Raw genomic sequence first — 14387 nt, forward strand, 5'->3', positions numbered from 1 at the left:
GGGCAACTAAGCGTGCGTTCATAAAATGATTAAAAAAAGTGCATTGTTTGATTGCAGCAGGCCGCCAGTGGTGCGACAAAACGTCGTGACGCATCGTCATGTACCGCTACGGAGGATTTTATGACCGGCATCAAAGAACCCAGCTTTCGAGAAAGTGTTGACCTGATGTTCAACAGGGCAGCCGCCCTTATGGAACTGCCGCCGGGGTTGGAGCAAAAGATCCGTGTCTGCAACGCAACCTACACAGTTCGATTTGGCGTGCGGCTGCGTGGTGAAATCCATACCTTCACTGGTTACAGGTCTGTCCACTCGGAGCATATGGAACCGGTCAAGGGCGGTATTCGATATGCCACTGCGGTTAACCAGGACGAAGTCGAAGCTCTGGCTGCGCTGATGACGTATAAGTGCGCACTTGTCGAAACACCGTTTGGTGGCTCCAAGGGTGGGCTTTGCATTGATCCACGAGAATATGAAGAGCATGAGCTTGAACAGATCACGCGGCGCTTTGCGTATGAGCTTGCAAAGCGAGACCTGATAAACCCATCGCAAAACGTGCCTGCGCCCGATATGGGCACTGGGGAGCGTGAAATGGCTTGGATGGCTGACCAATACGCGCGGATGAACACAACGGACATCAATGCGCGCGCCTGTGTGACAGGAAAGCCGCTGAATGCCGGTGGTATCGCGGGGCGGGTCGAAGCGACTGGGCGCGGTGTTCAATACGCGTTGCGCGAGTTTTTCCGCCACCCTGAAGACATCCAGAAAGCAGGCTTGTCAGGTAAACTGGATGGTAAGCGCATTATCGTGCAGGGGCTTGGTAATGTAGGTTATCACGCTGCAAAGTTCCTCAGCGAGGAAGATGGCGCGCGCATCACCGGAATCATCGAATGGGACGGTGCGCTATTTAATCCCGACGGGATTGACGTCGAAGCCGTGCGTCAGTGGATTGTCAAACACGGTGGCGTAAAGGACTATCCCGATGCGACCCATTCCGCTGAAGGCGCGGCAGTGCTGGAGGCTGAATGCGACATTCTGATCCCGGCGGCTTTGGAAGGTGTCATCAACCTGTCGAACGCCGATCGGATCAAGGCACCGCTGATTATCGAAGCTGCCAATGGTCCGGTTACCGCTGGCGCGGATGAAGTCCTGCGTAAGAAGGGCACAGTGATCATCCCCGACATGTATGCCAACGCAGGCGGTGTGACAGTATCCTATTTCGAATGGGTCAAGAACCTTAGCCATATCCGCTTTGGCCGGATGCAGCGTCGTCAGGAAGAGTCGCGTCACGAACTGATCGTCAGCGAGCTGGAAAGGCTGGACCGGTACCTGGGGGATGCGTGGTCGATGTCGCCGGACTTCAAGGCCAAGTACCTCAAAGGCGCGGATGAGCTTGAGTTGGTGCGCTCGGGTCTCGATGACACAATGCGTATTGCTTATCAGTCGATGCGTGAGGTTTGGCACAGCCGTGATGATGTCGAGGACCTGCGTACGGCGGCTTATATCGTGGCGATTGACCGCGTTGCGAAAAGCTACCGCGCCAAGGGGCTGTGAATTAGGTGGGCGGGGTGATCATTTCATCCCGCCAGTACGCGCTGCGGCTTGAATGTCCATGACAGCCCGTTAGGTTGACGGGCAATCTACTTCAAAGAAACGAATCTCCGGAGAATTCCATGTTGCGTATCGCTTTTGTCGCGGCTCTGTTGGCCACCCCTTTGGCCGCTCAGGAAACCAAGGAACAAAGCTGCAAGTACCAAGCTGATGTGGTGGCTGCGGTTCAAAAGGCGCGACTGGACCGTGTAAAAGAACGTGACGTTGTACAAGCGGTGGCGGATAGCGGCCCGACATGGCCCGAAAACTACAATGCTGCAATCCCGCTGATCACACCTTGGGTTTATGAGCAAAAGATGCGGGACGTGCGCAAGAAAGACCTGGGCGCGGCGTGGCTTGAACTGTGCCTGCAACAATAATCCACAACTCGGACATTTCCTTGTGGACAACCGCGCGCCTTCCTCTTGGCGCGCGTTTTCATTTCTGGCAGGTTTAGCAGATGTCATTGCCCCCCGGATTTCTGGACGAATTGCGCACGCGGCTCAGCCTGTCTCAGGTTGTCGGGCGCAAAGTCATGTGGGACCAGCGCAAGTCCAATCAGGGCAAAGGGGACATGTGGGCGCCTTGCCCGTTCCATCATGAAAAGACGGCCTCGTTCCACGTGGATGATCAGAAGGGGTTTTATTACTGCTTTGGCTGTCACGCCAAAGGCGACGCGATCAGTTTTGTGAAAGAGACCGAGAATGTCTCGTTCATCGAAGCAGTCGAGATTCTGGCCCGCGAAGCCGGGATGCCGATGCCTGCGCGCGATCCGAAGGCGCAGGAAAAACAGGACCACCGCACACAGCTGGCTGAAGTGATGGAGCAGGCAGCGCAGTTCTTCCGCCTGCAGCTCAAGACCGGGGCAGGAGCCGCCGCACGAGACTACCTCGCGCGCCGCGGGTTGAACGCGCAAGCGCTGGACCGGTGGGAGATTGGATATGCCCCGGACGATTGGCAGGCGCTGTGGGACCATCTGCGCGGCAAGAACGTGGCCGAGGACCTGATCCTTGGGGCCGGGCTGGCCAAGCCCTCGAACAAGGGCAAAAAGCCTTATGACACCTTCCGCAACCGCATCATGTACCCGATCCGCGATCCGCGCGGGCGTTGTATCGCGTTTGGCGGGCGGGCGATGGACCCCAATGACAACGCGAAATACCTGAACTCGCCCGAGACCGAGCTGTTCGACAAAGGGCGCAGTCTTTACAATCAAGGCCCGGCTCGACAGGCAGCAGGTAAGGGGCAGCCGCTGATCGTGGCCGAAGGTTATATGGATGTGATCGCGCTGGCCGAAGCAGGTTTTGGCGCGTCGGTTGCCCCTTTGGGAACGGCCATCACCGAACATCAATTGCAACTGCTGTGGCGGATATCGGACGAGCCGATCATTGCGCTGGACGGCGACACAGCAGGTCTGCGCGCTGCGATGCGGGTGGTTGATCTGGCTTTGCCGATGCTCGAAGCTGGAAAGTCGCTGCGGTTTGCCCTGATGCCCGAGGGCAAAGACCCCGACGACCTGCTGCGCGCCGAGGGGGCAGGTGCCGTGAAGGCCGTGCTGGATGGTGCCATTCCGATGGTCAGGCTGCTGTGGCAGCGCGAGACCGACGGCAAGGTGTTCGACAGTCCTGAACGCAAGGCGGCTTTGGACAAGTCCCTGCGCGAGAAAATCAAGCTGATCCGCGACCCATCGATACGGGCGCATTATGGGCAAGAAATCAAGGACCTGCGCTGGCAGTTGTTCCGTCCGCAACGGCAGCCGCAATCCCGGCAATGGCAACCGCGCGGCAAATGGGTGCCGCCAAAACAACCCGCCACGCCCGGCGCGCGGTCCTCGTTTCTGGCCTCGTCCGAGAATGCCGAGATTCAACTGCGCGAAGCGGCCATTCTGGCTATTGCCGCGCTTAACCCCCAAGTCGTCGTGCAGTTCGAACACCAACTGGAAGAGATGGAATGCCGCGATGTTGATCACGCCGCATTGCGAACTGCAATTCTGCGCCACGCGATCGATGACCCGGACAATCTGAAGGACCACATTGCCGAAACTTTAGGGCCTGAGGCCCTTGAAAACCTGCTGGCCCTTCGCCATGTCGCCGTAATCCCCTGTGTGTTCAAACCGGGCGACGTTGAAAAGGCCGAGATGACTCTGGCCGAAGAACTCGCGAAAATCAAAGCGCTCCGGGGGTTGGATGCTGAGATTGCCGAAGCCGCAGAGGAGTTGTCCGATCTGGCCGATGAGGCGCTGACATATCGGCTGGCGCAAGCGGCAGAAGAACGCAACCGGACAAACCGAAGCCAGAATGAAGACAGGGCCATATTCGACATCGCCGACAACGGGGCGCGAATCAACCGCGACGAGAAAGACGCGTTCGAGGCAATCATGTCCGGCATCAAATTCGAGCGGAAACGCCGGTAAAATGGTGTTTTCGTAAGGCACTGGAAAAGAAAAACGGGTAAACGGGTGGCCGAATCACTTCTACGCGCTAATGATTCGGTTCAATCGAATCACCCATCCCTGCAGGAGCATTGAATGGCCGCCAAAGACACGACCGAAGATCGCAAATCCGACGAGCAGGACCAGGAAATCTCGCTGGACATGAGCCAGGCCAACGTCAAGAAGATGATCGCCGAGGCCCGCGAGAAAGGTTACATCACCTACGATCAGCTCAATCAGGTTTTACCGCCCGATCAGGTCAGCTCGGAACAGATCGAAGACGTTATGTCTATGCTCTCCGAGATGGGCATCAACATCATCGAAGATGAAGAGGCTGAAGAAGAAGAGAACAAGGGCTCGACCGAACTGACGACCACCGAAAGCAACCGCGAGGTTGCGTTGGCCGGGGCCGCCACCGAAAAGCTGGACCGCACCGACGATCCCGTACGCATGTATCTGCGCGAGATGGGTTCGGTCGAACTGCTGAGCCGTGAGGGCGAGATTGCCATCGCCAAGCGGATCGAAGCAGGGCGCAATACCATGATTGCCGGCCTGTGCGAAAGCCCGCTGACCTTTCAGGCGATCACCATCTGGCATGACGAATTGCTGTCCGAGGATATTCTGCTGCGGGATGTCATCGATCTGGAAACCACATTCGGCAACCAGCTGGACGAAGATGGCGACGCGCCAGTCGTTGACGCGTCTGCCGTGCAGGCTGCGAAACCCGCGAAAGAGGCTGGGCCGGAACTGGATGCCGATGGCAACCCGATCACCAGCGACGACGACGATGACGAAGACGATCAGGCCAACATGTCGCTGGCTGCGATGGAAGCGGCATTGAAGGATCAGGTTCTGACCACGCTGGAGCGGATCTCAACCGATTTCGCGATGCTGTCCGAAATGCAGGACAGCCGCATTTCGGCCACCTTGAACGAGGATGGCACGTTCAGCGAAAAAGACGAAGAGACCTATCAGAAGTTGCGGGCCGAGATTGTGCAACTGGTGAATGGTCTTCACCTGCACAACAACCGGATCGAAGCGCTGATCGACCAACTTTACGGTATCAACCGTCGCGTCATGTCGCTGGACAGTTCGATGGTGAAGCTGGCCGATCAGGCACGGATCAACCGTCGCGAGTTCATCGACGAATACCGCGGGCGTGAACTGGACCCCAACTGGCTGGCCGAAATGGCGGAAAAGCCGGGCCGGGGCTGGCAGATGTTCATCGAACGCTCGACCGCGAAGGTCGAAGAGCTGCGCAACGACATGGCTCAGGTCGGCCAATATGTGGGTCTGGACATCAGCGAATTCCGCCGCATCGTTCAGCAGGTCCAGAAGGGCGAAAAAGAGGCGCGGCAGGCCAAGAAGGAAATGGTCGAAGCCAACCTGCGTCTGGTGATTTCGATCGCCAAGAAGTACACGAACCGCGGCCTGCAATTCCTTGATCTTATTCAGGAAGGTAATATCGGCCTGATGAAGGCGGTAGACAAGTTCGAATACCGCCGCGGCTATAAGTTCTCGACCTATGCAACGTGGTGGATTCGTCAGGCTATCACGCGTTCAATCGCGGATCAGGCGCGCACGATCCGTATTCCGGTTCATATGATCGAAACGATCAACAAGCTGGTCCGGACCGGTCGCCAGATGTTGCACGAGATCGGCCGCGAACCGACACCTGAGGAACTGGCCGAAAAGCTGCAAATGCCGCTTGAGAAGGTTCGCAAGGTGATGAAAATCGCCAAAGAGCCGATTTCGCTGGAAACTCCGATTGGTGACGAAGAAGACAGCCAGCTGGGTGATTTCATCGAGGATAAGAATGCCGTGCTGCCTCTGGACAGCGCCATTCAGGAGAACCTCAAGGAAACCACCACACGGGTCTTGGCCTCGCTCACCCCGCGTGAAGAACGTGTGCTGCGGATGCGTTTCGGCATCGGTATGAACACCGACCACACGCTGGAAGAGGTGGGTCAGCAGTTCAGCGTGACCCGCGAACGTATCCGCCAGATCGAAGCGAAGGCGCTGCGGAAGCTGAAGCACCCCAGCCGATCCCGAAAACTTCGGTCCTTCCTGGATCAGTAAGTATCAAGGCGCCTCTCCCGAGGCGCCTTTTTTAATCCGGACACTCTTCACGATGGCCTGTTCTCCCATCACATTGGCGGGAACGCACAAGGGCTGGACCTTCTGTCCTTCTATATCCGTTCTGTCCACTCATGGGACGGGCCGGGGCGAGGTTTTTCAAGCTGATGACCCCCGGTCTCACGTCCGTATCGGGTGTCCCAATCGCGTCTTGAACGCGCTGGGCGGCTGGCCTGTCCAACGTTTGAAAGCGGTCGAAAATGCGGCCTGATCGGCATAGCCCAGCGAATAGGCGATTTCGGACAAGGGCATTTCATTCTTGATAAAGGTCTGCGCCAGGTCGCACCGCAGATCGTCGACAACATCGCGATAGCTGGTGCCTTCGTCCCTGAGGCGCCTGCTGAAGGTTCTAAGGCTCATCCCCAGATCAGCCGCGAGGCTTTCGGCCTGCGGGATTGCGCCGGGCAGGGAACGGGTAACCAGCCCTTCGACCTTGGCGCGGGTCAGATGTTTGGGCGCGCCTCTCTCAGAAAGCAGGCGATCTGCATATTCCAGCAAATGCTCTCTGAGTTGGGGGTCATAAGTCGGTACGGGCAGGTCCAGCGCTGAAAGAGGCAGGATAATCTCGAGGTTCTCAGCCCCAAAGGTCACGGGAAAACCGGCAAGCTTTTCAAATCTTCGGGCGTGGTCGCCGACCCTGTGCTGAAACCGAATTTCTATCGGATAGAGATTGACTTGCGTCAGGTTCCGCATTCTGGCCAGGGCAGCAAAAATCAGGAATTCGGTGCGTCTGTGATACCGCGCATACCCGGGATCTTTCCACTCGGCTTCCAAGGTCGCAAAATTACCCGCGACGCGCAGGTTAAGCGCGATGGCAGGGTCGATGATGCCGTGAAAGCGCGTGAGGTTCTCCATCACCTGTTTCAGGTCGCGGGAATACTTGCTGATATAGGCGGTCACGGTCGAGGCTGACGTAACCTCAAGCCCCGTGCGGGCAGCAAATGTGACGTCGTGGGTGGCGTCACATGCATAACGGATAAACAAAGCCTCGCTTTGTACGCTGTAGGTAGTGACCGGCGGTGCGATATCCTGAGGGCGCAGCCCCGCCATATTCAGGACATCGCGGGACATGTCGCCATTACCAGAATGGCGGTCCAGTGCCTGAATAAACAAATGAAGACGGCCGATATCGACATCCATCGCGAAACAGTACCTCAAATTTTCAAATACATAGGCAGACTATCAGAGAATTTTCTTTCATGATCGACGGTGCTGACAAGTGGGTTCTTCGCTAAAACAAGCCATCTCTGGCGGTATCTCGAAAATTTTTGACCAATATGGACAAGCGTCGCCACGTGTGACGAACCACTTCAGCAGTGTTGCCGGGTCCAGACCTTTATGGGGATGAGGTCAGAGCCTCGGGGAAATCACCAGCCTCTGGTCAAGGCTCCCCGGCACGCCCCCACACCTTTCATAGATGTCGCATTGCTTCGCTCAAGTGGTTTTGTCAGGCTGGCTTCAAGTCAATAGTTCCGGTGTAAAACCTTGCAGGATATTTTTGAGAATACAGTGGTTTATGACCAAAACCTAATTGTGTTTGACAGCGAATGCGTGCTGTGTTCGAGGTTTTTCCAGTTTATGCTGAAACGTGACCAGCGCCATGTTTTCCAATTTGCAACGGCGCAGTCCCCGCTTGGGCAAAAGCTATATCGTGATCTCGGCCTTCCCACACAGGATTTTCAAACAAATCTGGTGGTCGTGAATGGCGCTGTTTTTCAGCATCTGGATGCGTTTGCGGCGGCGATGCGACAGTTGCGCGGCCCATGGTCGCTGTTATCAATGTGTCGGTTTCTGCCTCGGCTTATCAAGGATCCGGCCTATCGCCTGATCGCACGAAACAGATACGCTTTCTTTGGGCGTTCCGAGACATGTCTGGTTCCCGGTCCCTATATCAGGGCTCGTTTTGCCGAAAACGGGTACTAGCGATGGACGATCCCTTTCTTAAGGCGATAGGATCGACCGAAAGGTTGCCAGGGGCGGTTCGAGTATTGCACATGAGCGAGGGCTGCTTTGCAGGACGTTGCGACATCGAACGTGGCAAAGGGATATGGGTTGCCCTTGCAACACGTCTGGCCGGGTTTCCGCAAAGCGGCAAAGACGTCCCCGTCTCCGTGCACATTGATACTGATGGCGAATTCTGGTCATGGGATCGGAATTTCGCGGGCCACAAAACCCGATCAACTCTGAAATATGATACGAAAAGAGAGTGTGTCCGTGAATCTTTTGGCGCGATCTCGATCTGGTTAAAGCCCGTTTGGTGGGAAAATGGGATGCATATCAAAATCCTCCGCCTGACCGTGTTTGGCATCCCGATGCCATCTTTTACCTTGCCGCGATCAAGAACGCGCGAATGGCAGGACAAAGCGGGGCGCTTTCGGTTTGATGTGTCTGCAGACGCGCCGGGACTGGGAATGTTGATCAGATACCAGGGCTGGCTCACGCCGGTTCACGCATCGCACGAGACGGACTAAACAGAACGTGAGCGACCCTGTGCCGACGGAGCTTATGGCCTAACCTTTTTGAGACACACAATCAGGGAATTATGACAATGAAACATACACGGACATTTGCCGCGCTTGCCGCCCTGGCGTTCAGCATTCCAATGACGGCTGACGCGGCGCCGCACGGTTACCGGACCGAGCCGATAAACGCCACTGACTTCGAGGTTATTCCGCGAGGCGACCGGCGCACCGAAGGATACTGGTGCGCCGCAGCGGATTATGCTCGGCGTACATTGGGCGCGGGTTGGCGCGATCCGATCTATGTGTTGCGTGGGTATGGGCCAAGCGTCACCACCGGGCGCAAGACGGCGGTTCAGTTTTCGACCAAGCCGCCCCAGAATGTCGATGTACAGCCAAGCAGTTTTGTTACAATCGGTTTTCAACCTGGCGACAGCATGTCTGTACAAGGCGCGAATGCCAGGTGTAACTATCGACCGTTCTATAACGACTGACAAAACGGCGAGACACCGCGAATGCAGACTGAATTTGTAATCCGGACCCAAGGATCAGGTCTTTACGAATTCACGTCCGAGGTGACGCAGTGGCTGGGGCAGGTGGCGACGGATGGCTTACTGACGCTTTTTGTTCGCCACACCTCCTGTTCATTGCTTGTTCAGGAAAACGCAGACCCCGAAGTTCAAACTGATCTTCGGGCGTTTTTCGAAAGGCTGGTGCCGCCGTCCAATCACCCGGCAATGTCGTATCTTCGGCATACTTATGAAGGCCCCGACGACATGCCAGCGCATATAAAGGCTGCGCTGTTGCCGGTATCCTTGTCGATACCTGTGGTGCAGGGTCGCCCGTGCCTTGGAACATGGCAGGGGATATATCTGTTTGAACACCGCACGGCACCACACCAGAGACGGATTGCAGCGCACCTTGTCTGACCCTTTATCTAGCGGTTGAAATTTCCGACTACCCAAACTCTAGTTGCTGCCCTATAGTTGTGGATAAGTAAGTCGCAGCGCTTACAAAAAGAGGCGGAACAAGGGACGAGGAGACGGCGGATGCGCTGCCCGTTTTGCGGAAATATCGATACTCAGGTAAAAGATTCACGTCCGGCAGAGGACCACGTGGCAATCCGCCGACGCCGGTTCTGCCCGGCCTGTGGCGGGCGGTTCACGACCTATGAGCGTGTGCAGCTGCGTGATTTGGTTGTCATAAAGACCAATGGTAAGCGCGAGGATTTCGACCGCGACAAACTGGAACGTTCGATCCGCATCTCGATGCAGAAACGGCCAGTTGATCCCGAGCGGATCGATCAGATGATTTCGGGTATCGTGCGTCGACTGGAAAGCATGGGCGACACGGATATCCCGTCCCACAAGATCGGTGAGATCGTTATGGAAGCTCTGGCGCGGATCGATACCGTCGCGTATGTTCGCTTTGCGAGTGTGTACAAGAATTTCCAGGCGGCCGATGATTTTGAGGAGTTTGTCCACGAACTGCGCCCGCCGCAGCCACCGACGGACGAGTGAGCGAAAAAGATAAGCGTTTCATGGCGCTGGCCCTGTCACTGGGGCGGCGCGGTCAGGGGATGTGCTGGCCAAACCCTGCGGTGGGGTGTGTTATCGTGCGCAAAGGCCGGATTGTCGGGCGCGGTTGGACCCAGCCGGGCGGCCGCCCCCATGCCGAGACCGAGGCATTGGCGCAAGCCGGGCAGGCCGCACATGGCGCGACCGCCTATGTGACTTTGGAACCCTGCGCCCATCACGGCAAAACACCCCCCTGTGCCGAGGCTTTGATTGCTGCGGGTGTCGCCCGTGTCGTGGCAGCCGTGGAAGACAGCGACCCACGTGTCGCGGGGCAGGGCTTTGCCAAGTTGCGCGAGGCCGGAATTAAGGTCGTAACCGGTGTCCTCGCAGAGCAGGCGGAACGTGATCTGGCGGGCTTTTTTCTGAAGACCGAACAGGGACGACCTTTCGTGACCCTCAAGTTGGCCAGCAGTTTTGACGGGCGGATCGCAACCTCGACCGGGCACAGCCAATGGATTACCGGGCCACAGGCGCGCCGCGTTGTCCATGCCATGCGTGCGCGACACGATGCAGTGATGGTCGGAGCGGGTACAGCGCGGGCTGACGATCCCTCACTGACAGTTCGGGATCTTGGCATTGATCATCAGCCCGTGCGCGTTGTGGTTTCGCGCCATATGGATATTTCCCTGATGGGGCATTTGGCCCGCACGGCATCAAAGACACCTGTGTGGCTCTGCCATGCGCATCACCCGGATGCCGAGCGCGCGAAAGCCTGGGAAGGATTGGGCGCAAGGCTGATCCCCTGCGCGTTGAAGGATCATCAGATTGACGCGGTCGATCTGCTCCAACAGTTGGGGCAAGCCGGTCTGACCAGCGTCTTCTGCGAAGGCGGGGCTGCGCTGGCTGCATCGCTGCTGGCCGAGGATCTGGTGGATGAATTGGTCGGATTTACCGCTGGATTGACCATTGGGGCCGAAGGTCTGGCTGCTGTGGGAACATTGGCTTTAACGACACTTGACGCCGCGCCACGGTTCGAACTGGTTGAAGCGAAAGTGGTGGGTGGGGATATCCTGCACCGTTGGCGCAGGGCGTCTGACTAGGTTTAGCGCCACAAGTGCGCATGTGTCGCAAACACGCCCTGAAGTTTTGACAGAACTCGATTGAACGGACCGGTCGGAGCACAAGTGCCCTGCGCCAGACGTTCAACGGCAACCTCGACCGGGCAGGGTTGCCCTGTGACCGGGTCGAAATAACGAGGGTAATCAATCAAGGTGGCATGGACGAGGCCCATCAACGTCGGTCGTGCGCCTCGCCGGGCGGGAACAGCCCCCAGATCCGTGGTCAGCCCCCAACCCGCATAAAAGGGCGCGCCCAGAGTTGTAACCTTCACGCCGCGTAGCAAAGCCTCGAACCCCAGAAGCGACGTCATGGTCCATACTTCCTGCACGTGCGGCAACAATGATGCGGGGTCTGTTTGGGTTACGACAATGTCTGCAATCGCCTCGGCATCGATCCTGCCTTCGCGCAGACCCGCTTCGACATCGGGGTGGGGTTTGTAAATCAGGATCGCGTCGGGATTGGCATCGCGCACAGTTTTCAGCAGGTCCAGATTGTTGCGGACCGCGCTGGTACCCAACAGGATCGAGGCGTCGTCCTCGACCTGTCCGGGCACAAGAATACGATGGCCTTCGGGCAGGGTGCTGGTCGGATTGCCGGTATTGTATTTGCTCAGGCCGGCGGCCAAAAGGTTTTCGACAAGACGTTCCGCGCGCAGGTCCTGATCCGGCCTCAACGTTTCACGCAAAGTGATCAGCTCTTCCAACTGGCTGGGTTTTGTCGGGTCGTAATAAATTCCGCTCTCGTCCGTCACCAGCGACAATGGCGGGACCAGTGCCGCCCCAAGCCCGCGTGAACGCATGAACCCGTCTTCGACCCGAACCGCCCCTTCGGTGTTCCTTGCCTGGCTGGCCCAGACCATGTGGGGGCGGTCCAGTGTGCCGGGTTGAGATGCCGTAAAGCGCAGCTTTCCATGTTGCCCGAAAAACTGTTGCAGATGCCTGCGTTTCCACAAGCGCATCCCGGATGCCGTCCAGCCGTTCTTGTCCTGTCGCCAGGCGCGGGTCTGTGCCTCTAACGTGTCCAGCACCGTTTCCAGCTCGCACAATTGATCACGATAGGGATCGAACCAAGTCGGGTACAGCAGCATGGCGGCCGCGAACAATTGCGCCCGTGTCAGACTGCGCTGGCGGCGCGGAACGGGTCTGTCATCCTGCGTCAGGCCCCATCCGGCATAGAAAGGTTGGCCGAACACACGCGGTTTGTGGCCCGCCAGAATTGCCTCGAACCCCAGTTGCGAGGACACGGTGTAAACAGCAATAGCCCCTTCAAGCAACGGCCATGGGCTGATCGGATCGCTGAACCGAGATATCCGGTCTGACAGGTCCTGATCGGTGAAATGCCCCTGACGGTGACCCGCCAGTGTTTCAGGATGTGTCTTGATCAGGATACGCGCGCCGGGGTTTTCCTCCTGCGCCAAGACAAGCATTTCAAGAAACCGGGCGCGGTCCGCTCCGCTTGCAGTTACTGAAGCATCGCCGACCGTCTGATCGATCACCAGAACATAGCCCGGATCGGGTGAATCAAGATCGAGATCGAAGGCGGAATATTTGCTGAGGTTAAGCTCTCTGATCCGCGTGATCGCGGCGCGGGCACGGTCCAGCAGGGCCGTGTCATCCAGAGGGTGCGTGGTCAGCACTGTCTCAAGTTCAGACGGCGTGGCGGCATCGAAATGCAGGCCGGAACGATCCAGCAACAGCCCCAAGGGGGGCTCGCCATTCCGGCCCGGGTGCAGAGATCTGAGAAAGGCGTCCTCGACCCGCAGAACCGGGGCAGCGTGTTTTTCGGCGATCTTAAGGCCGCGATGTGCTGTCGGGCTGTTGCCCCAGACGCCTACGCAATCGCCTTCTTTCGGAATTCCCAGACGAATGTCGTAACCCGAAAGCGCCAGTATTCGTCTCAGACGTTTCTGGGTCAGAAAGCCGCCGTTATAGACGAACAGCCGATTTTGCCCGCTCCCGGCTGACGTGTCGGGATCGGGCCGCATGCATCAATTGCCGGTTAGCGTGGCAACGTTTGCAACGGGCGTCAGACCGCCTGCGATAAGTGAGATCGACTTGCTCCACTGCGCATAGGGCGCTTCGGTCACGTAGATTGTATCATCATCCCGGATCACGAAATCGCGTGCAATGAACAGGCCGTTGGGGGCTGTCAGGTTCAGCAGGTAGATCATGCGCTGATCCCCTTTGAGGTCGGCGCGTCCGGTGATACTGCGGGCGACATCCTGACGTTCCTTGCGCAGAATGAATATTCCCGTTGGATCCGAGGAAAGCGTCAGCAGACCACCGACCTGCGCCAAGGCTTCCAGAGCCGACAGGTCCTGACTTTCAAATGCCACGCGCGACTGGCCCCCGGTTGCGCCAAGGGCGATATACGATCTGCTGTCCTCTTCCACCAGAATGCGGTCGCCACCGCGCAGGGCGACGTCCAGCTTGGGGTTGCGGAACAGGTCCTCGTACCAAACGGTACCCTTCTGATCGCCCCGGATCAGGGTCACCAGCGCGATGTCCGACGCGACCGAGACCCCGCCCGCCTGGGACAACATACCAAGCAGCGATCGGGTTGGCCGTTCAATCGGATAAATGCCCGGTGCGGCGACCGTGCCCGTCAGCGAGACGGTGGACCCGTCACCCGCGACGCGCCGCACTTCGACTTGTGGGTCCGGCGTTTGTTCCTGAAGCTTGTCTGTGATCAGAACGCGCAGCTGTTCCGGCGTGTTTCCCGCGGCCCGAATCCGGCCTGCATAGGGGACAAAGATAAATCCGTCACTATCGACCTGAACCTCGTTCAACGCGGTCGCAAGACCGGTTTCGCCTGACAGCAAGCCATCGTCGACGTTTTCCCAGATGGTCAGCCCCAGCACGTCACCAGGGCGGACGGTATCTGCGGTCAATGTCTGGGCACTGCTGAAGGAGGACGAAAAGCCATACTGAGGAATGGCGGACGTCGCGCGTGTGACATTGTCGTCAACTTCAACGACATATGCGTTGCCCCCGTTTTGAACTGAACCGGCCAGAATTTCGGATTTGTTCGGTCCGGATTTTGGCAACTGGCACGCAGCCAGCAGACCAATTGCAGCCACAAGGGACACACCCCGCATCCATCGCCTAAGAGAGACTTTCACCGCCCGATATCCTCAGTCTT

At 57.7% G+C, this 14387-nt stretch carries 13 protein-coding genes; 10 read left to right on the top strand and 3 right to left on the bottom strand.

Going from position 1 to position 14387, the window contains the following annotated elements; genetic code table 11:
• The first annotated feature begins 120 nt into the window (after positions 1-120).
• The 4 genes from ACR0M3_RS09405 (at position 121) to rpoD (ending at position 6094) form a co-directional block, all read left to right on the top strand.
• The gene (locus ACR0M3_RS09405) at positions 121-1551 is read left to right on the top strand and encodes a Glu/Leu/Phe/Val family dehydrogenase (RefSeq protein ID WP_480481585.1); all 1431 of its coding nucleotides are present in this window, start codon (positions 121-123) and stop codon (positions 1549-1551) included.
• A 119-nt stretch (positions 1552-1670) separates the two neighbouring features.
• On the top strand, positions 1671-1967 hold the full coding sequence (locus tag ACR0M3_RS09410; RefSeq protein ID WP_267366003.1) for a hypothetical protein: 297 nt from the start codon (positions 1671-1673) through the stop codon (positions 1965-1967).
• 80 nt (positions 1968-2047) lie between these two features.
• Positions 2048-3997, top strand: coding sequence for a DNA primase (dnaG, locus tag ACR0M3_RS09415; protein ID WP_480910428.1), 1950 nt, complete (start codon positions 2048-2050; stop codon positions 3995-3997).
• A gap of 114 nt (positions 3998-4111) precedes the next feature.
• Positions 4112-6094 (top strand): RNA polymerase sigma factor RpoD, encoded by a 1983-nt coding sequence (rpoD, locus tag ACR0M3_RS09420; protein ID WP_209504318.1) that lies wholly within the window; start codon positions 4112-4114, stop codon positions 6092-6094.
• 177 nt (positions 6095-6271) lie between these two features.
• Here the strand turns inward: rpoD and ACR0M3_RS09425 are convergent, their stop codons facing one another.
• A complete protein-coding gene (locus ACR0M3_RS09425) occupies positions 6272-7291 on the bottom strand; it encodes a helix-turn-helix domain-containing protein (protein ID WP_480910429.1) in 1020 nt (339 codons plus the stop codon).
• Between the two features lie 393 nt (positions 7292-7684).
• Between ACR0M3_RS09425 and ACR0M3_RS09430 the strand changes: the two genes are divergently transcribed.
• The 6 genes from ACR0M3_RS09430 (at position 7685) to ribD (ending at position 11227) form a co-directional block, all read left to right on the top strand.
• Positions 7685-8074 carry a thiol-disulfide oxidoreductase DCC family protein gene (locus ACR0M3_RS09430; RefSeq protein WP_480910513.1) on the top strand — a complete coding sequence of 130 codons (390 nt, stop codon included), beginning with the start codon at positions 7685-7687 and terminating at the stop codon, positions 8072-8074.
• Between the two features lie 2 nt (positions 8075-8076).
• Entirely contained in the window at positions 8077-8622 is a 546-nt protein-coding gene (locus ACR0M3_RS09435) for a DUF4166 domain-containing protein (protein WP_480505686.1), read from the top strand.
• A gap of 77 nt (positions 8623-8699) precedes the next feature.
• A complete protein-coding gene (locus ACR0M3_RS09440; protein ID WP_209595818.1) occupies positions 8700-9104 on the top strand; it encodes a hypothetical protein in 405 nt (134 codons plus the stop codon).
• Positions 9105-9125: 21 nt separating this feature from the next.
• Positions 9126-9539, top strand: a complete 414-nt coding sequence (locus ACR0M3_RS09445) for a secondary thiamine-phosphate synthase enzyme YjbQ (protein ID WP_480486070.1) — start codon at positions 9126-9128, stop codon at positions 9537-9539.
• Positions 9540-9659: 120 nt separating this feature from the next.
• Positions 9660-10130: a transcriptional regulator NrdR gene (gene nrdR, locus ACR0M3_RS09450; RefSeq protein WP_267367325.1), complete on the top strand. Its 471-nt coding sequence runs from the start codon at positions 9660-9662 to the stop codon at positions 10128-10130.
• Positions 10127-11227 carry a bifunctional diaminohydroxyphosphoribosylaminopyrimidine deaminase/5-amino-6-(5-phosphoribosylamino)uracil reductase RibD gene (gene ribD / locus ACR0M3_RS09455; protein ID WP_480910431.1) on the top strand — a complete coding sequence of 367 codons (1101 nt, stop codon included), beginning with the start codon at positions 10127-10129 and terminating at the stop codon, positions 11225-11227. Before nrdR ends, ribD begins: the two co-directional genes overlap by 4 nt.
• Positions 11228-11229: 2 nt before the next feature.
• On the opposite strand, the gene ACR0M3_RS09460 is transcribed toward ribD, so the two are convergent.
• A complete protein-coding gene (locus tag ACR0M3_RS09460; RefSeq protein ID WP_480910434.1) occupies positions 11230-13230 on the bottom strand; it encodes a capsular polysaccharide biosynthesis protein in 2001 nt (666 codons plus the stop codon).
• A gap of 3 nt (positions 13231-13233) precedes the next feature.
• A complete protein-coding gene (locus tag ACR0M3_RS09465) occupies positions 13234-14367 on the bottom strand; it encodes a polysaccharide biosynthesis/export family protein (protein WP_480505676.1) in 1134 nt (377 codons plus the stop codon).
• Positions 14368-14387 lie beyond the last annotated feature (20 nt).

Source organism: Ruegeria sp. O5, assembly GCF_056535105.1.